Source organism: Cyclobacterium jeungdonense (genome assembly GCF_010994275.1).
Lineage (GTDB): Bacteria > Bacteroidota > Bacteroidia > Cytophagales > Cyclobacteriaceae > Cyclobacterium > Cyclobacterium jeungdonense.
This window is the reverse complement of record NZ_WMCD01000009.1, coordinates 70,680-93,744: the sequence shown is the minus strand read 5'-3', so window position 1 is coordinate 93,744 and position 23,065 is coordinate 70,680. Positions and strand designations below refer to the sequence as shown.

18 protein-coding genes, 1 other RNA gene and 1 pseudogene are annotated in these 23,065 nt (G+C 44.0%); 14 read left to right on the top strand and 6 right to left on the bottom strand.

The window, feature by feature from the left end:
• The first annotated feature begins 4 nt into the window (after positions 1–4).
• The 12 genes and pseudogenes from GKS34_RS17120 to GKS34_RS17070 all read left to right on the top strand — a co-directional run bounded on the left by GKS34_RS17120 (position 5) and on the right by GKS34_RS17070 (position 15,265).
• The gene (locus GKS34_RS17120; RefSeq protein ID WP_163386202.1) at positions 5–1,210 is read left to right on the top strand and encodes a chorismate-binding protein; all 1,206 of its coding nucleotides are present in this window, start codon (positions 5–7) and stop codon (positions 1,208–1,210) included.
• Positions 1,207–2,913: a 2-succinyl-5-enolpyruvyl-6-hydroxy-3-cyclohexene-1-carboxylic-acid synthase gene (gene menD, locus GKS34_RS17115; RefSeq protein ID WP_163386201.1), complete on the top strand. Its 1,707-nt coding sequence runs from the start codon at positions 1,207–1,209 to the stop codon at positions 2,911–2,913. Before GKS34_RS17120 ends, menD begins: the two co-directional genes overlap by 4 nt.
• An 86-nt stretch (positions 2,914–2,999) precedes the next feature.
• On the top strand, positions 3,000–3,881 hold the full coding sequence (locus tag GKS34_RS17110; protein ID WP_163386200.1) for an inositol oxygenase family protein: 882 nt from the start codon (positions 3,000–3,002) through the stop codon (positions 3,879–3,881).
• A 72-nt stretch (positions 3,882–3,953) separates the two neighbouring features.
• The gene (locus GKS34_RS17105) at positions 3,954–5,528 is read left to right on the top strand and encodes a solute:sodium symporter family transporter (protein WP_163386199.1); all 1,575 of its coding nucleotides are present in this window, start codon (positions 3,954–3,956) and stop codon (positions 5,526–5,528) included.
• A gap of 228 nt (positions 5,529–5,756) precedes the next feature.
• Complete coding sequence (locus tag GKS34_RS17100) at positions 5,757–6,125, top strand: hypothetical protein (protein ID WP_163386198.1); 369 nt, start codon at positions 5,757–5,759, stop codon at positions 6,123–6,125.
• Between the two features lie 179 nt (positions 6,126–6,304).
• Positions 6,305–7,537, top strand: a complete 1,233-nt coding sequence (locus tag GKS34_RS17095) for an efflux RND transporter periplasmic adaptor subunit (protein ID WP_163386197.1) — start codon at positions 6,305–6,307, stop codon at positions 7,535–7,537.
• Between the two features lie 22 nt (positions 7,538–7,559).
• Positions 7,560–10,727, top strand: coding sequence for an efflux RND transporter permease subunit (locus tag GKS34_RS17090; RefSeq protein WP_163386196.1), 3,168 nt, complete (start codon positions 7,560–7,562; stop codon positions 10,725–10,727).
• Between the two features lie 5 nt (positions 10,728–10,732).
• Positions 10,733–12,202, top strand: a complete 1,470-nt coding sequence (locus GKS34_RS17085) for a TolC family protein (RefSeq protein WP_163386195.1) — start codon at positions 10,733–10,735, stop codon at positions 12,200–12,202.
• A gap of 546 nt (positions 12,203–12,748) precedes the next feature.
• Positions 12,749–12,991: pseudogene (locus GKS34_RS23820) on the top strand (hypothetical protein); the annotation flags it as partial.
• A 664-nt stretch (positions 12,992–13,655) separates the two neighbouring features.
• Complete coding sequence (locus tag GKS34_RS17080; RefSeq protein WP_163386194.1) at positions 13,656–13,952, top strand: type II toxin-antitoxin system HigB family toxin; 297 nt, start codon at positions 13,656–13,658, stop codon at positions 13,950–13,952.
• A gap of 10 nt (positions 13,953–13,962) precedes the next feature.
• Positions 13,963–14,331, top strand: a complete 369-nt coding sequence (locus tag GKS34_RS17075; protein WP_163386193.1) for a helix-turn-helix domain-containing protein — start codon at positions 13,963–13,965, stop codon at positions 14,329–14,331.
• Between the two features lie 625 nt (positions 14,332–14,956).
• Positions 14,957–15,265: a nucleotidyltransferase family protein gene (locus tag GKS34_RS17070; RefSeq protein ID WP_163386192.1), complete on the top strand. Its 309-nt coding sequence runs from the start codon at positions 14,957–14,959 to the stop codon at positions 15,263–15,265.
• 123 nt (positions 15,266–15,388) lie between these two features.
• On the opposite strand, the gene GKS34_RS17065 is transcribed toward GKS34_RS17070, so the two are convergent.
• The 6 genes from GKS34_RS17065 to GKS34_RS17040 all read right to left on the bottom strand — a co-directional run bounded on the left by GKS34_RS17065 (position 15,389) and on the right by GKS34_RS17040 (position 21,958).
• A complete protein-coding gene (locus GKS34_RS17065) occupies positions 15,389–16,480 on the bottom strand; it encodes an agmatine deiminase family protein (RefSeq protein ID WP_163386191.1) in 1,092 nt (363 codons plus the stop codon).
• Positions 16,470–17,345: a carbon-nitrogen hydrolase gene (locus GKS34_RS17060; RefSeq protein WP_163386346.1), complete on the bottom strand. Its 876-nt coding sequence runs from the start codon at positions 17,343–17,345 to the stop codon at positions 16,470–16,472. Before GKS34_RS17060 ends, GKS34_RS17065 begins: the two co-directional genes overlap by 11 nt.
• A gap of 277 nt (positions 17,346–17,622) precedes the next feature.
• Complete coding sequence (locus GKS34_RS17055; protein WP_163386190.1) at positions 17,623–18,762, bottom strand: 1-acyl-sn-glycerol-3-phosphate acyltransferase; 1,140 nt, start codon at positions 18,760–18,762, stop codon at positions 17,623–17,625.
• A gap of 165 nt (positions 18,763–18,927) precedes the next feature.
• Positions 18,928–19,494 (bottom strand): 3-keto-disaccharide hydrolase, encoded by a 567-nt coding sequence (locus GKS34_RS17050; RefSeq protein WP_240459356.1) that lies wholly within the window; start codon positions 19,492–19,494, stop codon positions 18,928–18,930.
• Positions 19,495–19,570: 76 nt separating this feature from the next.
• Positions 19,571–20,917 (bottom strand): Gfo/Idh/MocA family protein, encoded by a 1,347-nt coding sequence (locus GKS34_RS17045; protein ID WP_163386188.1) that lies wholly within the window; start codon positions 20,915–20,917, stop codon positions 19,571–19,573.
• A gap of 792 nt (positions 20,918–21,709) precedes the next feature.
• Positions 21,710–21,958 carry a hypothetical protein gene (locus GKS34_RS17040; RefSeq protein WP_240459342.1) on the bottom strand — a complete coding sequence of 83 codons (249 nt, stop codon included), beginning with the start codon at positions 21,956–21,958 and terminating at the stop codon, positions 21,710–21,712.
• A gap of 244 nt (positions 21,959–22,202) precedes the next feature.
• Here GKS34_RS17040 and ffs point away from each other — a divergent pair.
• An RNA gene (gene ffs, locus GKS34_RS17035) (signal recognition particle sRNA small type) lies at positions 22,203–22,295 on the top strand.
• Between the two features lie 85 nt (positions 22,296–22,380).
• Positions 22,381–23,037: a fructose-6-phosphate aldolase gene (fsa, locus tag GKS34_RS17030; protein ID WP_163386186.1), complete on the top strand. Its 657-nt coding sequence runs from the start codon at positions 22,381–22,383 to the stop codon at positions 23,035–23,037.
• Positions 23,038–23,065: the final 28 nt, after the last annotated feature.

Here is a 23,065-nt window from a genome sequence, read left to right as displayed (position 1 = left end):
TCCGATGGATACACTAAAAGTAGCAAACAATACCGCCCGGGAGCTATTCCTGGAATCCTTTCTGGCTAAAGCCTTTAGCGAGGGTTGCCCGTTCGCTGTCTGGAAAAAACCAGGGCAATCACTGGTGGAGATGATTATGGATAGAGACCCAAAAGCATTTACCTCTCCTGAAGTGGATTTGGACGAATTGCCGGAGGGGTTTATGATTCACCCTTTCCTGAATTCGGAAGTATACGAACCGGTGTACATTAAGGCCTCTCGCTACGAACGGATTTTTCTCGGTGAGTCTTCCACCACTGACGAAGGTGATTGGAGTTCTAATGAAACTATCCTGGAGGGCTCCGCGACTACTGTTAGAAATAAAATTGCCGCACTCCCGGTGGGTCCAAATGGTTCTCCTTCCAAGAAAGCGGACTTTCTGGCTACCGTTGCAAACGCCATTGATCATATTCAATCCGGTGATTTTTACAAAGTGGTGCCCGCCCGTCTGAAAAAATTACGGCTTTCCCCAGAATTTGATTTGGCCCGGGTTTTTCTGGAATTATGTGATGCCTATCCCAGCGCATTTGTTAATTGTTTCTTCAGTGAAACCAGCGGATGCTGGATCGGTGCGAGTCCTGAAACCCTTATTCGGACCAAGGGCGATCTTTTTTACACCATGGCACTGGCAGGTACCCAAAAAGCCCAGGGGGATAACCCTTTAAAAAACGCCGCCTGGACACAAAAGGAAATCGAAGAACAAGCTTTGGTAAGCCGTTATATTGTCAATTGCTTTAAAAAAATCCGGCTTAGGGAATACCAGGAGTTGGGGCCAAAAACTTCGGTAGCGGGCGGTTTACTTCATTTAAAATCCGAATTTCTGGTGGATATGAAGGCGACCAACTTTCCACAACTAGGTTCCGTCATGTTGGGGCTATTACATCCTACTTCTGCTGTCTGCGGCATGCCCAAAGAAAAAGCCCTGGATTTTATAAAAGCAGAGGAAGGTTTTGACCGTTCTTATTTTTCCGGGTTTATTGGTCCGGTAAATCTAAATGGAGAAACCAGCCTCTTCGTAAATCTTCGCTGCGCCAAATTGGAAAACAACGAAGCCCTTCTTTATGCGGGCGCAGGTATTACGGAAGATTCTGTGCCGGAGAAGGAATGGGAAGAGACAGAGCTAAAATGTGACATTATCGGAAAATTCATCCAAACCACGAAGTCCCATTGATACTTCCTCAATTAACTCATTTAGCTTCTATCTGTGCCAAAAGTGGCGTAACGCAGGCGGTATTATCCCCTGGTTCCAGATGTGCTCCGATTTCTCTGGCATTTATCCGTCACCCTGAAATCCACTGCCGGACCATTCCCGACGAGCGATCTGCTGCCTTTATAGCGATGGGAATGGCCCAGCAACTTCAGAAACCGGTGGTATTGGTTTGCACCAGTGGTTCGGCCTCCTTAAATTATGGCCCAGCCATCGCCGAAGCTTTTTACCAACAAATTCCATTACTTGTGCTGACAGCAGACCGTCCGCCAGAATGGGTAGACCAATGGGACGGACAAACCATTCGGCAGGAAAAACTCTATGGGCAACATGTAAAAGAAAGCTTTACCTTTCCGGACGAAGCACAGCTACCGGACCAGTTATGGCATGCCAAACGCATCGTAAAAGAGGCCCTGGTACTGTCCAAAAGTTTCCCCATGGGTCCGGTACATATAAACATTCCGGTGAGGGAGCCTTTCTATCCCTTGCCTGAGGAGAAATATGCTTTTGAAGTGACCGACCTCGAACCACCGCTGGAAATACAAACAGGCCTCAGCACCTTTGGGGAGGAGGCCATACAGAAGATCCGGGCACAATTGGGAAAATACCGGAAAATCCTACTTCTTCCCGGCCAGCAGCGGCCAAATCGGGCAATCAAAACCTTACTGGCTGAAATTATTCGTAAACGACAGGCCGTCCTGGTGACGGATGTGATCAGTAACCAGGTACAGGAAGGAGCCATTATCCACCACGATTTTTTTATTAAAGACCCCGAAACCCAAAAAGAAATGGCTCCAGAACTTATCATTAGTTTTGGAAAATCCATCCTATCAAAGGCAATGAAGCAGTTTCTGCGAAAGAGCCAGGCCACTCACTGGCATGTTCAACCCGCTGGTAGGGTGCCGGATCCCTTTCAAAAATTGGGTCAGATCATCCGTGTTCATCCGGAGTATTTCCTGGAGCATTTCACCAACGAACAAGGACCGGCAGATCCGGCTTTTATTCAAAGCTGGAGTCAAAAAAACGAAGCCCTGCGAAACAGTATTCATGGCCTGCTGGAGAAACAAGCTTTCGGGGAACTGCTAGCACTGAAACGGGTGTTAGTCAAACTACCCTCCTTCGGGAAGGTACATTTAGCCAATAGCCTGGCCGTGCGGAATGTGAATAGATTGGGACTGCCTGAAAAGGACCTGGAAATTATCTGTAACAGGGGTACCAGCGGCATAGACGGCTCCACAAGCACGGCAGTTGGCTGCACGTTCACCACCAAAGAAAACGTGACCCTGATTACTGGTGACATGGCGTTTTTTTACGACAGAAATGCCTTTTGGCATCAGTATCAACTTACAAACTTGCGTGTGGTGCTCTTTAATAACCACGGAGGAGGCATCTTCCGAATGATCGAAGGCCCGGCCGAACAACCGGAGTTAGAGGAGTATTTTGAAACTCACCAAAAGCTTAGTGCAAAACACCTGGCTGCCGAAATGGGATTTGAATACCGGTTAGTCCAGAATGCCGCTGCTTTGGAAGATTGCCTGGAAACTTTTTTCCAAAAATCCCTACATCCAAAAATCGTAGAAATAGAAAGTAGCAGTGAAAGCAATACCCGTACACTAAAAATACTCAAGGAATCCATACAAAAATATCTGATCGATCATGATTTGTGAACAATTATTTTGAAAAATAAAAGTTAGGTAATAAAATACAGATTGTTTTTTTCTAAATTTAAGCCACTGAATAAAATCTCTGAATCATGACTAAACAATATACGGATAAGGAAAAAGCCCCTTTGGGAAATATAGAAGAATGGGAAGACGATTTAAAAGTTCGTTACCCCAAGCCTAAGGCTGAACAAGCCAAAAGCAAAGAGGACTACCGAAACTACCACGATTCGGAACGGGTAGACACGGTACGGGAATTTTACCGTTTAAACCACCACTATCAAACGTATGATTTTGTTACCCAAAAGCAGCAGGATTACCTGAAGTTTGACAAAAAGGAAATGCCCTTTTGGGAGGCGATTGATTACCTTAATACCCTGGTAGATGACTCTGACCCGGATATCAACCTGGACCAGCTACAGCACTTGTTGCAAACTTCGGAAGCCATACGCGCCGATGGGCATCCGGATTGGTTTGTTCTGACTGGATTTATCCACGATATGGGAAAGGTATTGTGCCTCTTCGGAGAGCCCCAATGGGCCGTGGTGGGTGACACCTTCCCAGTGGGCTGTCGCCATTCGGACAAAATTGTGTACCCGGAGTTTTTTGAGAAAAACCCTGACTTCTCAGACGAACGGTTCAATACCCAGTATGGGATTTACGAACCTAATACGGGATTGGAAAACGTCAAAATGTCCTGGGGACATGACGAATACCTGTTCCACATGGTAAAGGATTACTTACCGGAACCGGCGCTTTACATGATCCGGTACCACTCCTTTTATGCCCAGCACCGGGAAGGTGCCTACGATCACCTGCTAAATGATCACGACAAGGAGATGTTTAAGTGGGTGGATAAATTCAATCCCTACGACCTGTATTCTAAAGTGTCCGTACCACCGGATGCAAAAGCACTAAGGCCCTATTACGAAGACCTTGTCGCTAAGTATTTGCCGGCAACCCTTAAATTTTGATTTCCATTTTTCCATAAAAATCAATTCATTGCTGTCCGGAGCGGATCCCGGGCAGCAATTTAATTTTCACCCATGCTTACAGCCCTAACCTTTGTCGGATTCACCTTATTCGTGGCTATTTTTTCCTGGTATAAATTACGAAAAGACGATATTCGCTCCAAAGATGGGTATTTTTTGGGTGGTCGTTCGCTCACGGGAGGCGTTATCGCGGGTTCCATGATTTTAACCAATATATCTACCGAACACCTCATAGGGCTGAATGGCTCTGCCTATAAAAACGGAATGATCATCATCGCCTGGGAAGTGACCAGTGCGATTGCATTGGTGATCGCGGCATTGTATTTTCTACCCATATACTTAAAGATGGGGTTGACCACCATCCCCCAATACCTGGAAAATCGCTATGACAGCAGCACCAAAACATTGGTAGCATTTTTACTGATGGTATCGTTTGTGGTTACCCTGCTGCCCATCGTACTATACACTGGAGCCATCAACCTGGAAAGCATTTTTAATGTTTCCGAGGTTTTGGGAGTTAGTTTATCCGAAGGCATCTGGATCACCGTCATTACCATCGGGGTCATCGGATCGGTTTATGCCATTTTTGGAGGATTGAAAGCCGTCGCCTTATCGGATTCGATCAATGCCATTGGCCTGGTTATCGGAGGGCTGATGGTTCCCATTTTTGCACTATGGGATATCGGAGAAGGCAATATTATAAGGGGCATGAGCAAGGTGTACGAGTATGCCCCGGAAAAATTCAATGTGATCGGTGAAGCAGACTCGGTGCTTCCCTTTGGAACCATTTTCACCGGATTGATGATAAATCAACTCTATTTCTGGGGGATGAACCAAACCATCATCCAACGGGCGTTTGGAGCAAAAAACATGGCGGAAGCCCAAAAAGGCCTACTATTAACGGGAATGTTCAAGATTTTCATCCCCCTGATCATCGTGTTGCCAGGAATCATTGCCTACTATTACTACAGCGATACGTATTATGACAATCAGGATTTTATTTATCCGGTATTGCTAACCAGAGTATTGCCGGTAGGTCTTTTGGGTTTCTTTGCTGCAGTAGTATTGGGTGCCATATTAAGTACATTTAATAGCGTTCTAAATTCCGCTGCAACCATTTTTAGCCTCGACATTTATAAAAAACTGATACATCCGGACTGCACGGACAAGCGACTGGTCAGGGTGGGGCGCTTGAGTTCCCTGGTCCTGGCCTTATTTGCCATAGGCATCGCTCCCCTGGTGGGAAACGCCCCGGAAGGGCTTTACCAGCTCATGCAGCAACTCAATGGCATTTTCTTTATTCCAATTGCCTCCGTTTTGATTGCCGGTTTTTTTATTCCAAAAGTAACGGCTAGAGGGGCTAAAATTGGTCTGATCACGGGGCTGAGCTTTTACCTGCTGACCAGTTTCATTTTGGATACGGGCATTCACTTTATCCATATCTGGGCAATTGAATTTGTAATGAACCTGGTATTGATGATAGGCATCAGTCATTATTTCCCGGGAAAGCCCAATACCTATGTCAGCAGACCTCCGGTGCTGGAAATGAAACCCTGGAAGTATGCCAAACCTGTTTCTGCCGTTCTGTGCCTGGTGACGTTGTTGATTTATATCTGGCTTGGGAGTTAAACTCCACATCTCTGTCATTTAGAATTCCTGAAAGTAAAATCAGATACAATCCTTGATTCCCAAAAAATGGAGATCAAAAGTAAATGGTGTCTAAACAAATTGCGGATTACCACTAAGCCGCCTCTTCACCTTCTCCAGGTGGCGAGGACCTACATTTTATTCTTTTAATTGCTTCTTTCCCTATTTGAACGGTGCTTTTTTTGTTCGTTTTCTTTTTATTTTTACACCATGAATGCTGTGAGAAAGAACCTTCCTACTTTTTTCTTCAGGTATATTTTTACCAATCTTTTGACCATGTTTCTCCTGGGGCTCTCCATGGCTGAAGGAACGGAGAGATACGATGAGACACGGTCTGTTGAAGTTTCCGTTACCGCTATCGAATTCGAAAATGTTGATTTCCCCGCTGCGGTAAGTAGAGTCTCGTTGGGTTCCAGCCAATCCAGGGAAATGTCTCTTCCTCTATATTATCTGAGAAAAGAACCTTTAGATTTGTTTCATAGCATAAATGCCGTCCAATGTAAAGGTTGTTTTGCCTCGGAGGTTTTGGACCAAATCAGAAAAATCGTTTCTCTGGTTATTTGTAGTAATGCCCCCTGATAATACCCCTCTCATTTCTTTCTGGGGCGATTATTTTCAGTCCCCTTTTCCCTTCTAAAGGGAGCCAAAAATTAAATCCGTAAACGTTTCAGATTGGCGGTAGCTAATGGGTACCGCATTCTATACTGTCCGTTTTTGCGTTGTTGTCATTCAATTATTTATCTAATTTACTTTCAGAAATGGATCAAAAAACATCCTGGATTCGGTATTCGATTAAGAATAGCACCTTATTGATCTCGCTGTATAAAATAGCAGGATTCTTTTTAATTGGAAGCGCTTTCGTTTCGTGTAATGAAGGAAGTGGAAAAAACAAAGTGAATGCAGAAGTATTGGAAGTTCCGGTTTTCACCCTCATGCCCAAAGACATTGAGGTGCCTCAGACCTACGTTTGCGATCTTCAGGCAATCCAATTCGTCGAAGTCCGGTCCAAATTGGAGGGGTTTGTAGAAGAGATTTTTGTGGACGAAGGCCAGGAGGTAAAAAAAGGCCAGCCACTGTTTCAATTATCCTCGGCCGAATACAACGAACTGGTGAATTCGGCCACTGCCAAACTCATGCAGGCCAAGGCGGAAGAAAAAGCGGCTAGCTTGGAGGTGGAAAGACTGAAAGTATTGGTGGACAAGAAAATTTATTCCAATTCGGAACTGGAGCTGGCCCAATCCAAAAAAGAAATGGCCACCTCTGCCATACTGGAAGCTGAATCCATCTTGAAAAATGCTAAGGTAGGTCTTTCCTACACGACAATTAAGGCCCCATTTGATGGGATAGTAGACCGGATCCCCTATAAAACAGGAAGTTTGGTAAAAAGCGGTGACCTACTGACGAATATCACCGATATCAGCGAAATTTTTGCCTATTACCGGATCACGGAAAACGAATACCTGGAATATATGCGAGGAGAATTGGACAAGGATGCTGACTCAGAGCAAATGAACGAGCAGGTCCGGGAAACCCTTCAGGACGAACAAGAGGAAATTTCCCTTATTCTCTCAGACGGGGTAGAATATCCCTATAAAGGGAAATTAGAAACTATGGAAGCTGACTTTGAAAAAGGTACGGGTTCCATTGCGCTGCGAGTCCGTTTTCCGAATCCCGATGGCTTGATCAAGCATGGAGCTAGTGGGAAAGTTCAAATGAGCAATGAGCTAAAGGATGTGTACCTGATACCTCAGAAATCGACCTTTGAAATTCAGGAATACAATTATGTCTACCTGGTAGATAAGGAAAACAAGGTGAATGTAAGGAGCTTCCGTCCAATGAGAAGACACGGTCTTTTTTATGTCGCTCAGGATTTTAATACCAATGACAAGGTGGTGTTGGAAGGAATTCAACTCCTCAAGGATGAGGCGACGGTAAAGCCCAATCCAATTGGTGAAGAAGAAGTTTATCGTTCCTTAAACCTACCCCTTTAACAGGTTAAAACCCCATTAATTCATGTTTGATTTATTTATTAAACGACCCATACTTTCTACGGTGATCTCCATTTTGATTACCCTGATAGGATTATTGGCGCTTTTTGGATTGCCTGTCACCCAATTTCCGGAAATAGTCCCTCCTTCCGTGACCGTCACTTCCCAATACCGTGGCGCAAATGCAGAGGTAGTGACCAAAGCTGTGACCACTCCTTTGGAAAGGGCGATAAACGGAGTGCCAGGTATGACCTATATGTCATCTGTTAATACCAATGACGGAGTATCCGTGATAACGGTCTTTTTCAGTGTAGGCACTGATCCGGATCAGGCAGCGGTAAATGTGCAGAACCGGGTAGCCACCGTAGTGGATGAATTACCCGAAGAAGTAATACGCGCGGGTGTAATGACCGAGAAAGAGGTGAATTCCATGTTGCTTTACCTCAACCTCATGACTTCTGACAGCACCCAGAATGAAAAGTTTGTTTACAATTTTGCCGACATCAATATTCTGCCAGAACTAAAAAGGATTGACGGGGTAGGTAGGGCAGAAATCATGGGAAACCGGGATTATGCCATGCGTATCTGGCTCAACCCGGATCGTATGGTTGCTTATAACCTTACTCCACAGGATGTCAGTGAGGCCATACAAAGTCAGAATGTGGAAGCAGCACCGGGTAAATCCGGGATCAGTTCTGACCGGGACCCGCAATCGTTACAATATGTTCTTAAATATACCGGGAAATTTAATACCAAAGAAGAGTATGAGAATATCACCTTGAAATCCTTGCCGGATGGCTCCCTGCTGAAGATTCAGGATGTAGCTGAAGTCGAATTCGATTCAGAAGACTACAACATGGTTTCCATGACCGATGGCAGACCTTCTGCCTCTATTATGATCAAACAGCGTCCTGGATCCAACGCCCGGGAAGTCATCCAAAATATCAAGGATAAGATGGAAGAACTTCAGGAATCCTCTTTTCCACCGGGGATGACGTTTAACATTTCTTATGATGTCTCCCGATTTCTGGATGCCTCCATTTCAGAAGTGGTGAAAACACTGATTGAGGCCTTTCTTTTGGTGTCCTTTGTGGTATTTATTTTCCTTCAGGATTGGAGGTCTACTCTTATTCCTGCCATTGCAGTCCCCGTTTCCCTGATTGGCACCTTTTTCTTTATGGGACTTCTCGGGTTTTCCATCAACATGCTAACCTTATTTGCCATGGTATTAGCGATAGGAATCGTGGTAGACAATGCCATCGTAGTGGTGGAAGCCGTGCACGTAAAAATGCATCAAAATGGCATGAATGCCAAAGAAGCTACTTTTGCTGCCATGCATGAAATCGGAGGTGCCATCATCGCTATCACGTTGGTGATGTCGGCGGTTTTTGTTCCCGTGAGTTTTCTTTCCGGACCGGTTGGGATATTCTACCGGCAATTTTCCCTCACCCTGGCCATCGCCATTGTTATTTCCGGGATCAACGCACTTACCCTTTCCCCGGCATTGTGTAGCCTGCTTCTAAAACCAGTACACCACGAAAAAAGCAAAAGCCTGCTGAGTCGTTTTTTCACCGGATTCAATGAAAAATACGATGCCTTTTCGGGCAAATATGCTGGTCTTATTAGTAAAACAGCCGGAAGAAAGGCGCTTACTTTTAGTATTTTGATCCTGTTTTTTGGTGTTACCTATGGCATGACCTTTATTCTGCCTACCGGATTTATTCCAAACGAAGATCAGGGGATGATTTATGTAAACGTGACCACTCCTCCGGGTTCGACCATGGACCGTACCCAACAGATCATGGATGATGTGCAGGCCTCCATCCTGCCCTTTGAAGAGGTAGAAACCATCTCCACACTGGCAGGATACAGCTTGCTCACAGAAACGGCCGGTGCCTCCTATGGAATGGGCATGATCAATCTGGTCGGCTGGGATGACCGGGAAGCGGATGTCAATGAATTGATCCAAAAGTACCAGGATAGAACAGCTCATATAACCGGTGCTTCTATCCAATTTTTTGCCCCACCTCCCGTTCCTGGCTTTGGTAATGCCTCTGGATTTGAATTGCAAATGCAGGACAAAACCGGAGGGGACCTGGAATTTACCGCCCAGACAGTAGACGATTTTCTGACGGCTATCAGACAAAGGCCGGAAATACAGGATGCCTTTACCAATTTTGACCCCTCATTCCCTCAGTATATCCTCAGGGTAGACCATGATAAGGCCGCCAAACTGGGGGTGGACATCCGTTCTTCCATGCAGACGCTACAGAGCTTTATCGGAAGTTATTACAGCTCCAATTTCATCCAGTTTGGGCAAATGTATAAGGTAATGTTACAGGCATCTCCTGAATACCGAACCAATCCGGAATCGTTGCTTAAAATGTATACTAAAAACAAACAGGGTGAAATGGTTCCCTACTCCAATTTTGTAAACCTTGAGCGGGTATATGGCCCGGAGCAACTCACCCGGTACAACATGTTTATATCCGCCATGGTCAACGGAGACGCTGCACCGGGCTATTCCAGCGGAGATGCCATCCGGGCGGTGGAAGAAACAGCCCTTTCCATTCTTCCCAGAGGCTTTTCGATCGATTGGTCCGGGATGACCAGGGAGCAAATCGCCTCTGGTAATCAGGCCGTGTACATATTTCTGATCTGCCTGCTATTCGTTTACCTGCTCCTTGCTGCCCAGTACGAAAGCTACCTGCTTCCCCTGCCTGTCATCCTGTCGTTACCCGCCGGGGTATTTGGATCCTTCCTATTGCTCTACCTTACCGGATTGGAAAACAATATTTATGCGCAGGTCTCACTAATCATGCTGATCGGACTATTGGGGAAAAATGCGATCCTTATTATCGAGATTGCCGTCCAATCCCGCCAGAAAGGGATGGGAATTTTAGCCTCAGCAAAACATGCTGCCGTCGAAAGACTGCGTCCTATTCTGATGACTTCCTTTGCCTTTATCAGTGGTCTGATTCCGCTTGCGCTGGCCTCTGGAGCCGGAGCAATAGGTAACCGTACCATAGGAACAGCAGCAGCGGGAGGTATGTTTATCGGTACCTTTGTCGGGATCATTCTCATACCGGGCCTATTTGTGGTATTTGAATCCTTTGCCACCTACCTCAAAAAGCAGACCGATCCGGTACCCTCCGATGCCAAGATCCCATCTAGTAGCCTAAAAACTTCGTAAAGACAATGCCTCAGTTCAAATACACTCTATTGTCAAGATACCGGGTACTTTTTGCAATGCTTGGCTTGAGCCTCTTTTCTTGCAAGGTACCATTGCATACAGCAACGGAACACAATCGCCCTCCTGAATATTACCCGGGAACCGCAGCTAGCACCGCAGACAGTTCCAACCTGGCACTGATCCAATGGGATCTCTTTTTTACCGATCCTCAATTGAAAGGACTTATAAATAAGGGCCTGGAAAATAATCAGGACGTAGCCAAAACCCTGTCTCAGCTACGAATAGCAAGAGCAGCCATGAGCAGGGCTAAACTGGGGCAACTTCCTGAAGTCAATCTACAGACAGGTGCCGAAATCAGAAAGTTTGGTGACTACACCATGGATGGGGTAGGAAACGATGATACGAATCGCTCCCCAACCGTTCCGGAAGATAAGCGTATACCTGTTCCCTATTCCGATTTTTTGGTGGGTGCCTCTTTTAGCTGGGAATTGGATATCTGGGGCAAACTCAACATGAAAAAAAAGCAGGCCCAAGCCAGGTACATGGCTTCAGAAGAAATGGCTAATCTTACAAAAACCTGGTTGATCGCAGAAATTGCCAGTACCTATTATTTGATAGTGGGCCTGGACGAGGAGATCGAAACCCTCATTTCAAATATTTCCTTTCAGGAACAAGCCTTTGAGCTGGGGAAAAGCTTAAAAAATTCAGGCCAGGAAAGCCAGCTATCCATTGACCAATTTGAAGCATTAATGCTTAACTCCAAAGGACTGCTCATTCGAAAACGGAGGGAACTCAGACAAGCTGAGCTAAACCTCGCTTACCTCACCGGAAACTATCCGGAATCCATTCCCAGACAGTCGCTTTCTGAAGTAGACATTTTTCCGGAAGTACTTAAATTAGGCCTGCCATCAGATCTGCTGAGAATGAGACCCGATATTCGGGCAGCCGAGCAAACCCTTAAAGCCAATAACCTGGAAGTGGGAATCGCCCGAACGGCCTTTTTCCCAACTTTTAACCTGTACGGCATGGCCGGATTCAATGCGTTTGACTTTAGTAAGCTATTCCTGAACCCAGCATCTATGGCCCACCAGCTAGGAGGAGGCCTGTTGGCGCCGGTATTCAACAGAAACAGGATCAAAGCCGCTTATGAAAGTGCCAGGGCCCGGCAAAAAATAGCCTTATATGACTACGAACAAACCGTTCTCAATGGGTATTTGGAAGTGTTGGCGTTGGTCAATAATTATACCACCTATCAGGAAGAACTCGAGTTAAAAACAAATGAAGTATTGGTACAGCGTAGATCTGTGGACAATGCCAATACCATGTTTAAGGTAGGTTATGCCGACTACCTGGATGTGATCAACAGCCAGTCCAACGCCTTATCATCAGAGCTGGACTATATCAACCTGAAGGTACAACAACTGCAAAGCATCGCCAGCCTCTACCGGGCCCTGGGTGGAGGTTGGCAGCAATAAGCCTGCTCCGGCAAGAGGCAGGCGGTATGGCTACCGAAAAAAGTGTTGCTGCACCTACAGGGAAATGGGTCCTGCCGGATAATGCTGGTAGGAATTTTTTTTGGTTTTTTCCTATGGAAGGGCATAAAATCAATTTAATTCCTGCCTAAAGTTCGAGAAGGTAAACGCCTCATTTTTTAATGGAAAATAGACAATAGCGGCAAACTCCTTTGTCTGAACAAGGTTTTGATAGCAGAAAGGATCCTTTTCCGATGATATTAAAGAATTAATTAGTAGTATTAAGTGCTGACTAAAAGGTGATTTTGTGGGGGATATCCCACTGGATTTGGTAAGATATGCCTGATTTTGTCAGGGTTATAATATGTAATAGGGCATTTGAAAAAACGATTACGAAAAGACAGAGACTGAAATGAAAATATTCATTTGCTACAGAAGCATAGATAAAATTGAAGGCGACAAAACTATCGCAACTCTGTTGAAAAATTCAGAAAATTCTGTTGCTGTCCTAAAACAGACTGAACACCTAAAGAACCTTGGAGTAGCGAATGGAAAGCCAGATGTAGAACTAAAATTAAGGGTTGTGACGGAGTAATAGTTTTAATTACAAAACACCTTAAAAATGCAGACGGTGCAATTTGGGAAATTAAATGTGCAAAAGAAGAAAACATTCCAATTTTAGGAGTTTATATGACAGGTTGTGGCTTACTTGATTCACCAAACGAAATGAATGGTATAAAAAAAGTGACTTGGACTTGGTCTAATATTGCAGACTTTGTTAATGGACTATAAAAAAGCGCCCTATAATCGTGTAGACGGCCCCGCCAGATTCCTCTGACGGAAAGCGCCTCACACACCACCGAGGGTACGGGTCTCGTACTCGGAGGTTCACTGGATTGTAGGTTGCGATTTGAGGTAATAGGAAATCGAGCATCCAAAAATTGTCTCTCGAAGGCCGTCCTGCAAACTATGCGAGATTCAATGTGGCCAATGAGAAAAATTATAGACCCATTAAAGCATGGATTCATACCCCTTTCTTCTCAGGCGTGACAAAGTAATAGTCGGGCTCAGAATCGGATTCTGAGCCCGACGCTGTCAGGACAGGCTACCAGTATGCTTCGGCGCAGGCCATACACCCTCCGGAATAATTTGGTATCTTCGATACCAGGTACGCATGCTGGACTCACACATTGCATTGGCAATATGGCTGGGTGACGAATTTTTTCTCAGCTTTTTGTTCGCTAATCGGCTTCAGTTCCAGCGGACAAATAAAGCCAATCAGTAGAATAACCAATGAGCTTTCGTATCCTTAATCGGCAGTGGCACCCGGCCGACATACCTCAGAATACCGCCACATCACCTATGCTTTAACGTTACCCACCATACAAAAATCAAAGCCCTACTAAAAGTTCTCAATTTGAGAATATTTATATAACTTTGCATTTGTCAGGAAGTAATGGAAAGAATTTTCGCTAAAAGTACCTTACGGAAGTTTTGGGAAAAACACCCGGAATCAGAGCAGTATTTAAAAACTTGGTACGATACTGCGATTGGTTCAAAGTGGCTTACACCCAATGATGTAAAACAATCCTACGCCAATGCCAGCATTTTAAAAGACGGAAGGATTGTTTTTAACATAAAAGGAAATTCGTTCATGTTGGTAGCAAAATTCAATTTTGAGAAACAGTGGGTTTTTATCCGATTTATTGGGACTCATATTGAATATGATAGGATTGATGCAGACACGGTTTAATTGAAAAGCCATGGAACTAAGACCAATAAAATCAGAATCAGATTACCAAAAAGCACTTGAAAGGCTAGGGAGAATTTTTGACGCTCCTACAGGCACCTTGGAAAGTGATGAAGCCGATATCCTAGGATTGATGGTGGATGATTATGAAAAGAAACATTATCCGATTGATGCGCCTGACCCTATTGAAGCCATAAAAATAAGGATGGAAGAGCTGCAATTAAAACAAAAAGACCTGGTAAATGAAATTGGGGGAAAAAGCAGGGTCTCTGAAATACTCAACAGGAAAAGAAAATTAACAGTAGAAATGATTAGGAATTTAACCATCAAACTAAATCTTTCACCTGGGCTATTGATTTCAGATTATCGATTATCAAGGTAAACGACTTTTCTTTGCAGTTTTGAACATCAATGCCCCGGTTCGGAAACCCACAGCTTCCATTCAGAAATTCAAGGGTTCGATTCCTACCCTCAACCCTTCATTGATTTAATTCACCTTTGCACCTTTTAGGTGAAATCGTGCACTTAAAAGGTGCAAAAAGCAGCCAAAAACCTGCCAGGGTTCACTTCATAATCGAAACGTTGCGCATAAAAAACTGACAGGCCGGGTTCAGAACTGCAAAATTCGAGCTCAGAAGTACCCATTTTTTTGGAAAATGGAAAAATTTCGGAAAAATTGTCAGTACTGATTTTTTTTGAAAAGGAGAGTAGTTCGTTTTAAGTAAAAATCTTCGGTTTTGAGCTTTAAAAGCCGACTTCCGAACCGAAATATTCCCTATTTTATATTCAAGCCTGTCAGTTTTTAGTCCAGTCTTCCATGTATTACCCCCGCCGATGAGGTTCGGAGCAGGCTTTAGTGGCTTTGGAAGTACCTGTTTCGACTGTCTTTGAAGCTAATATATCGCAAAACGTAGCCGGCAATTACAACTGCACCCAATTCAGTAAATAGAAATGCACTATTGAGGCTTGAGTAGGTGTTTTTTGAATTTTCATGTATTTTTAGAACGATGATGGAACTGATTCAAAATAAACTTGATGAGATAACAACAGCCTGCAAACAACATCAGGTTAAGGCCATTTCTCTATTTGGATCAGCTGCAAAAAACACTATAAATGAGGGCAGTGATATCGATTTTCTCGTTGAATTTTCTAAGGATATTAACGTCTTGGAATATGCCGACAACTACTTTTCATTGTTTGAGCAGCTACAGCAGATATTAAATAATAAGGTAGATCTTGTCACCAGTAAGTCACTTAAAAATCCAATTTTAAAAGAAGAGATTTACCGGACAAAACTAGATTTATATGCAGCCTAAACTTCTCAAATACATTTTGGAGATCGAAAGTGTTATAGAGGAGATCGAATTCATTAAGAACCCGGAAAGGGTGAAATATATTTCCCTACCCAGCTAAAAGGGATTCCGTTTTCTGAATCCGGATCACAAATAAGCCGGCTCCTGCTGGCTGAGGCAATGAAAGGATCCCAAGCCCCAAATCAAATCCCAGGAATCCACTCCCACCACCTCCCGCTCCGGAAAACAGCCGCTGAGTATATCCAGCGCCTTTTCATCATTTTTATCCCTGTAGGTGGGCACAATCACATGCTTATTGGCTATGTAAAAATTGGCATAACTGGCAGGTAAGCGGGTGTCTTCGTAAATCACAGGAGAAGGCATGGGTAATTCTACAATCTCCAATGAACGCCCATCCAAAAGCCGGAACGATTTCAACAGCTTCAGATTATCTTGCAATACGGCATAATTCTCATCCTTTTTATTAGACTCGACGACCGTTAGCACCTTATTTTCACTAACAAAGCGCGTAATATCGTCTACATGTCCATCCGTATCGTCACCTACAATGCCATCTTTTAACCAGAAAATCTGGTTCAACCCGTAATAATCTTTCAGGTAGGTTTCGATTTCTTCCTTGCTCAAATGTGGGTTTCGGTTGGGATTTAGCAAGCAGGCCTCCGTGGTAATAACCGCCCCCTTGCCATTAAAATCAACCGAACCACCTTCCATGATAATCCCAGGACGAAAACAGGGAAGCCCTAAGTGAAGCGCTACCTTCTCGGGAATTAAATTGTCCAGGTCGTAAGGAGGGTACTTATCTCCCCAGGCATTATATCCCCAGTCCACGATGGCCTTGCTCATGCCTGGATTGGAGGGAATCAGAAAAGCTGGCCCGTGGTCACGGCACCAGGCATCGTTGGTAGGGAAATGATGAAACAGAATGCGATCCATTGGCACTCCGGCCCGGTCAAGATGGTCTTCCGCAAATCGTTGCATATTTTGATCCGTAACCAGGATGTTTACTCGTTCACTTTTAGCCAGGTAGGCCACAAATTTCGCGTAGGCTGGATAAATGAGTTGAATTTTACCTGGCCAGGAAGCTTCCTTATGGGGCCAGCTAAGCCAGGTGGCCCCGTGTGGGTGAAACTCCGCAGGAAAGAAGTATCCCAGATCGGCAGGCCGAAGAGGGTCTTTATCGGAGATGTTCTTAAAAAAGTATTTCGGATCAATCTTCATCCAGAAAGCGCTTGAGAATGGGGTCATAACTATCGATGCGCCTGTCCCTGAGGAACGGCCAGTGCGTCCGGTACCGATCCGATTGGGTCAGGCTTACTTCCACCACCTCAACGTTTTCCTCCAAATGCGGTGCCTGGTAAATTACCTTTCCAAAAGCATTGGTGACAAAAGAGCCTCCCCAAAATTGCAATTCACCTTCAATTCCTGTTCGGTTCACGGCCACCACGGGAACCCCGTTTGCCACGGCATGTGATTTCTGAATGGTTTGCCAGGCTTGGTATTGTTCCTCGTTGGTATCAGCATCCTGGGATTCATGCCAGCCTATAGCGGTGGGATAGAATAAAATTTCAGCCCCCATCAGGCTGGTGATTCGTGCCGCTTCCGGATACCATTGGTCCCAGCAAATCAATACACCTAATTTCCCAAATCTGGTTGAAAAGACTTTATACCCCAAATCTCCGGGAGTGAAATAAAATTTTTCGTAAAAGCCCGGATCATCCGGAATATGCATTTTCCGGTATTTACCAAGGTACTTTCCATCTGCGTCTATTACGGCAGTGGTATTGTGATAGATCCCTTCCGCTCGTTTTTCAAAAAGAGAGACAACCAGCACCACTTCCAGTTCCTTAGCAAGTGCGGAAAAGGTCTCCGTAGAGGGTCCCGGAATTTTTTCCGCCAGAGCAAAATTTTCATAGTTCTCTAAATCACAGAAATACAGGGATCGGAAGAGCTCTTGTAAACAGACGACCTGTGCTCCTTCACTGGCCGCTTTCCTAATGGCCAGCTTGGTTTTTTCCAGGTTTTGATCGGTATCGGCACTGCAACTCAACTGCACCAAACCAATTTTTACACGCTTTTCTTTCATGTGTTTATAATTGTCTTTTAGCGGCCACATGGAATCTCGCATGGCTTATAATCATCCCAGTGTGTGACGGGTACGTCATGCTCGATTTCATCTGTTTATAATTTGCTTTTATTGGTTATAGCCTGTCCCGATACTAAATCGGGAGATTCTCGCATGATTTTTAATCATCCCACTGTGTGACGTTCTCTTCATGTCTGTCTGCAGGCAGGCTCGATTTCAAGGGATTACGAGTAGTTAGTGTACGCGACAATCTTCTTGATATTCTATTGTAACCTCATCAGGGGGCTAACTGTTGCAGTTTGGCCTTATGAATTACAGGGTTGGCATACATGGAAAGGAAATTCTTTACTGCCATTGGATTGTCCATTTCCACTCCCTTTTGAATCCGCTGCTGAAATTCCTCTTTTTCTTTCGGCGAGTAGCGATGCTTGTGCTCGTCCGATTGGTTCAGCAAGTCGAGGGCAATGTAATTGGTAGGCCATAGCCGGTAATTTCGTACGATCACCCTGTCTAGTTCTTCCACCAGTGACTGGAGTTGTTTATTGACACTGCTTTCATTTTCAAAAATAGCATCAATTTCTTCATCCAGAACTTTTCCAACGGATATATGAATTCGCTTTTTTTGTCCCATAATTCCACTCATAAGGGTTCTGAAATCCTCATTTTTTTGCTTTACATAGGTTTCTTCCCTGGCTTTGGCCAGCAGTTCCGGCATTTTCAATACATCGGTAGGATCATTTTCGTAAGATATGGATACCGGTACAATTTTAAGTTTTAAAAAATAATCTTTTAACGAAAGGTTTTCGCATCCTTTTGAAAGCATTTTTAGGATCCCTTTCTGAGTGAGGTCGAGCCCGTCTTTTGTTCTTCCTTCTCTTTGTGCAATCCAAACCGATCTGTTTTGGGAGAAAATCGCTTCCCGGATATACTCAGAATTCAGCTTGGAAAATTCCAACATGGCTTTATTACTTAAACCCCTGTACACGACAAAATTACGGGTGAGCCTTGCAAGGGACTTCAAAAAAGGCTTTTTCACCAAATTATCTCCGATAGCCGAGGTGGTCATCAATAAACCATGTTCGTACAAGGTGGCATTTAAAAGGGAAGTGTCCAGAATAATATCCCGGTGATTGGAAATAAACAAATAGGCCGTATTCGGTTCAAGCTTTTCGAAGCCCGAAGTGGTAAGACCATCAGAAGTGAGGTCCAGAACTTTTCGAACAGAATGATAAATAAAGTTGATTTGAAAATCCCTGATGGAATGTGTTTTTAAAAGTTGCTCAGTCCATTCCCTTTCTTCTTTATCTGGAAAAGTAAAATTCATCATCGCCTTCATCATGGGATGATCGGCGACTTCCTTCAACGCATTGTTGACTTCACTATCATAAAAAGGTCTTATAGAATCGAATTTAGACATATAGTATCTTTTAATAAGGTGCAAATTACGAAAAATGCCCCAAAGGTTCCTTCCTTTCGTCAAACAATAGTCCTGAAACCAAAAAAGCCCCGAACAAAGGGGCCTTTTTTGATTCATTTTCAGATGATTTTCTGTTAGCTTACTAAAAAGATAACGGATTGGGAATTAAAGTTCCTTTACTTGGATATCCTTCCATGAAATTTTTAATCCTCCTCCACTATGTATTTGCAAGGCAATCTGCCCCTCTCCCTCTCCAATTTTTTCATCGGTGTAATCCACCATTTTCTTACCGTTCAGCCAGGTTCTTACCCGGTCTCCCTTAACCCTAATTTTAATATCATTCCACTCTCCGAACTTTAGGTACTTGTCCAATTCAGGGTCTGGCTTGATTAGCCAACCTCTTCCATAAGACTCGTATATTCCTCCGGTATCATTGCCGGGAGGAGCTACTTCCACCTGCCAGCCAGACACTTTTGTTCCTTCGAAGGTGGAACGGAAAAAGATTCCACTATTTCCGTCTTGATCTTGTTTGAATTGCGCCGTTAATTCGAAATCATCGTAATTTTCCTTCGTTCCCAGGTACCCGTATTCGGCATCAGGTCCGCTTTCGGATACTAAAATCCCATCTTCTACGTACCATTTTTCCGTCCCGTAAATCGTCCATCCCGAAAGATCTTCGCCGTTAAAAAGGTCTTTTTGACCGTAAGAGGTAAAAACCAGCCCTAATGCCATGGCTAAAAGCAGACCCGATTTTTTTGCAAGTGTATTCATCATTCTTCTATTTTAGTTTTAAGTAAAAGCTATTTTTTTACACCAATTTCATTTCCACAGGATCCCAGGCTATAAATTCGTCCTGGAAGTAGCTGTCATTACATAGGAGCGCCGGTGCAGCCGCTCTAAAAGCGAAAACGGGATCTTCTGTTACCGTTCCATTTTCACGAATGGCGGTGAAAAAATTTCCAAAGTGGTCATAATGAGCTCCTTTGTATCCAGGCTCTACTTTATATACCATTTCATTAGGAGGCAATATGCGTTTGCGATCAGAAGCCCTGCCACTCATTTGTGCCTGTGCCTCCATAAACGGGTCGTCACTGGAAGCCTGCTGGTTGGTCTTGACCACTACTTCGTCCCACTTGACATCCATTGAGCCTTTGCTCCCAACGATTTTCAGATAGGTCGACCCACTGGTACCATCTACAAAATTACATCGTAGGGATAAATTGAACCCCGGATGCTCCTTGCTGTCGGGATATTGAAACATCCCCAACAAAACATCCGGAACCTCTCTTCCGTCTTTCCAGTATCTTAATCCACCCATGGCAGAAACTTTATTCGGTCCAAGCGAATTGGTAATGAAATGTAAGCTGGTAAACAAATGAACGAACAAATCTCCGGACATGCCGGTACCGTAATCCAGGTAATTCCTCCAACGGAAAAATCGAAGCGGATCAAATTCCCTGTCTGTTGTATTTGAAATATAACGTTCCCAATCTACCGTCTCTTTAGAGGCATCCGCGGGCACATGATATTGCCAGGCTCCCTCAGGAGAATGCCGGGCCCAGAATCCCTCTGCGTAATTGATGTCTCCGATTGCTCCCGCTGCCAGCAACTCTTTTGCTTTTTCATTTCCCAGGCTGGAAATACCCTGGCTACCCACCATGAAAACCTTACCTGAATTTTTCCAGGCATCGATTACCTCTTTTCCTTCCTCTACGGAATGAACCATGGGTTTCTCGCAGTATACGTGCTTTCCGGAATTAAGTGCATCCACACTTATTTGTTTGTGCCAATGATCGGGTGTCCCAATCAGTACGGCATCAATATCGTTTCTCTTTAAAATCTCTTTATGGTCCTTCGTGAGAAACAGGTGTTGCCCCCACTTTTCCTTGGCCGATTCTAATCGACCATCATACAAGTCACAAACTGCTACCACCTCCACATTTTCATGCTGAAGTGCCGTGTTCATGTCCTGGGTTCCCATAATTCCCGCACCTATCAGCGCGATTTTCAACTCTTTGTCCGCAGATTTTTGGGACAAGCGGTTCATCTGCATCACATTTTTCGGATGCGGTGCTCCAAATGCCGTCGGTGCAATAGCAGAGGCGGCGCCAGCCATTCCTAATCTCTTTAAAAACTTCCTTCGATTGTTTTCCATTTTTTTACGTTTGATCTGATCGCTAATAAATCTTAGGTTATGCAGTTACCAGTAATCTCCTTATCTGAATAAATCATTGCGGCGGGCAAGTCAGTAATAGCCTCTCAACAAACTTATGATTGATGCACAATCTCCTGCGCTGTCTATCTTGAAAAACATGCGGGTTACCTTCCGTTTTTCATAGGTTTATAATTGTCTTTAAGCGGCCATATGGAATCTCGCATGCTTTATAATCACCCCATTGTGTGACGTTCTCGTCATGCTCGATTTCGTGTGACCTTCACGATTTAACGTCAAGCTTACCCAAACTGTAACTTACAATTTTTATCAATTAGTCAAACTTACTAAATTTTTTAGATTATCTTTTCTAAAAATTCATTTGTCAGGGACAAAAAGTAACCTCTAGACCTGAATTCGGGGTTTTAAAGTACTAAAAAAAACTGTCATCGGTAGTGCAAGCGAATCAGTCTGAAATGGAGCGTGAGTATAAGGAATTTGAAAAACGGACAATTGAGGACCGCAGATGAGGATGTATGTGGACAGACTGTCTCGGGTGCTGCGAGGGCAATAGGCCGCAGTGACATTAATGTCATCATCGGTGGAAATTGGAATAGATTTGAGCAACGGAAGCCCTGAGAATTTCCACCGTTGAGAAACTGCCACAGCCTTCCTTTTCCCAGTGTACCTGTACAAAAGGGTTTTCAGTGACCATACGGACGGTTTTTTCACAGAAATAACCGTCAGGTTATAGGGAATATTTGATCTTCAGATTAGTTGAAAGCACTTGTTCACTTAAGGCCAGCGCTGGTTTTGATTGGGATCTTGCGAATTTTGCTGGTAGGAATCATTTTCATCCATCATTCGCTGGCGAGGCCATTGAGGGGTTAGTTCTTTCTCTTCTAAACTCACCAATTCCCCATTTTCAAAGGTAGCAAGCATGTAGAATCGCTCACCTTTGTTAACGCGATAGACTTTTTTATCTTCATTGAGCTGGCTAATCACGGCTTCCTTATTTTGTCGAAGAAATTTACTTTCCGACATGCCCAATTGGTAAGGAATTCTCGGTTGGAATATGGCGCATGAGCCAAGTAAAAATATTAAACTTATGGTGCCTATCGATTTTGTCAACATATTCAAAACAAATTTTGGAAAAACGTGCGTTCGCTCTCCATTGTAAGGAATTGATTGCAATAATATTGCCAAAAAAAATTAGGTTTGATCCTAAGGAAATTTGCTACGCACGAAGAAAAAACTTTTGTTGATGAAATAAATTTATCTACCTTTGTATTGAGCGGCACGACCAGCTCCTGCTAAATCCCCCAGGTCCGGAAGGAAGCAAGGGTAGGCGGTTGTAGCGGTGCGATGCCGCTTATTTTTTTATCTTTTTATTAAACGCTCCCCTTCTTTTTGTTACTTTTGAAGTATTATCCATTTTGTCATAAAACCAAACCTAATTTTCGCACATGAAATTCTTTATTGATACCGCAAATTTAACTGAGATTAAAGAAGCCTATGATTTGGGCGTATTGGACGGTGTAACCACCAACCCCTCCCTTATGGCAAAAGAAGGAATCAGTGGAGACGAAAAAGTCAAAAATCATTACAAAGCCATTTGTGATATTGTGGATGGCAACGTAAGTGCGGAAGTAATAGCGACTGATTTCGATGAGATCGTCAGGGAAGGCAAAGAATTGGCTAAAATCGATGACAAAATCGTCGTAAAAGTCCCTATGATTAAGGAAGGAATCAAAGCCATTAAATATTTTTCCAGCGAAGGCATCCGTACAAATTGCACGTTGGTTTTTTCGGCAGGGCAGGCTATTCTTGCTGCCAAAGCGGGAGCCAGTTACCTTTCGCCTTTTATTGGCAGACTAGATGATATTTCGTTTGACGGATTGGACCTCATTGGGCAAATTGTCCATATTTACCAAAATTATGGTTTTGAAACTGAGGTGTTGGCGGCTTCTATTCGACATACCATGCACTTGGTAAAATGTGCCGAACTAGGCGCTGACGTGGTTACCTGTCCGCTAAAAGTCATCACCGGATTGCTGAATCATCCGCTAACAGACAAAGGACTGGCGCAGTTTCTGGCAGACCATGCCAAGGCCAATTCGTAATAGTTTAGAAGGTAATCGTTGACCTGAG